Source organism: Arthrobacter sp. BB-1 (genome assembly GCF_006151685.1).
Taxonomy (GTDB): Bacteria; Actinomycetota; Actinomycetes; order Actinomycetales; family Micrococcaceae; genus Arthrobacter.
In genome coordinates, this window is the sequence record NZ_VDEV01000051.1 from 1 (window position 1) to 1,105 (window position 1,105).

Genomic DNA, 1,105 nt, shown 5'->3' on the forward strand with positions numbered 1-1,105 from the left:
GCCGAGGGTTTTGCGTAGGCGTCCGTTGAGTCCTGCGGCAGCGTAGTCGAGGTCTGCGCGGGTGACGGTGGTGAGGTCCATGCCTTTGGGGAAGTACTGTCGCAGGAGTCCGTTGGTGTTCTCGTTCGTGCCGCGTTGCCAGGGTGAGTGAGGATCGCAGAAGTAAACCTCGGCGCCGGTGGCAATCCTGACGCGTTCGTGAATGCCGACCATCTCAGCGCCTTGGTCCCAGGTCAGGGACCGGCGCAGCTGGGCCGGCAGGGTCGGAAGGGTTGCCTCGATGGCGGCCAGCACCTGCTCGCCGGTATGTCCGTTAGGCAGGTGCAGGAGCATCACGAAACGGCTGCTGCGTTCCACGAGGGTTCCGATCGCCCCGGCGCCAGGGGTACCGATGATCAGATCGCCCTCCCAGTGCCCGGGCACTGCCCGGTCATCGGCTTCCGCGGGGCGTTCACTGATCAGCAACTCTTTCGGGACCCGGGGCCTTCGCATGCCCGCGCGCCGGTTTGGCTGCCGCACGGCCCGGCCGGTGCGCAGAGCAGCGGCGAGCTCGGCTCTCAGCCCGCCGCGGCCCTGGATGTAGATGCACTGATAGATAGTCTCCGGGCTGATGCGCATGCTTTCATCATCGGGGAAATCAATCCGCAGCCGGGCGCTGATCTGCTCCGGGGACAACCGTTCCCGCGCCGTCAGCATTCCGGCGACGTAAAGCGCCAGGGCCTCGTTGAAAGCCAGCTTCCGTGCCTTAGGCCTGCGCGCCAGCTTCTGCGCACGGTTCTGCGCCGAGGACGCCAGGTACGGACGGTTGCCCCCGTTCCGGATGTTCCTGCCCAGCTCCCTGCTGACAGTGGACGGGTTCCGGCCCAAACGCCGGCCGATCTCCCGCACGCCGCACCCGGCCGCCCACCACACAGCGATCAACTCGCGCTCATCGAAGGACAGGAACCGCCCGCACGGGGGCTTCTTCGCAGGATCCACCCCACCATGCTGACGGACGATCAACCTGGCCGCAGACAGGGACATACCGGCCACCGCCGCCGCCACCTCATCAGATGCCCCAGAAGACCGCGCCTCCCAGAAAACCCGCACCACCGACTGCAACAGC

Annotated in this window: 1 protein-coding gene; it reads right to left on the reverse strand. The window is 66.8% G+C overall.

From position 1 onward, the window contains the following. Window positions 1–978, reverse strand: a 978-nt coding sequence (locus FHJ30_RS21195) for an IS30 family transposase (protein WP_171059170.1), incomplete at its 3' end; no start/stop codon positions are given. Between the last annotated feature and the right edge of the window lie 127 nt (window positions 979–1,105).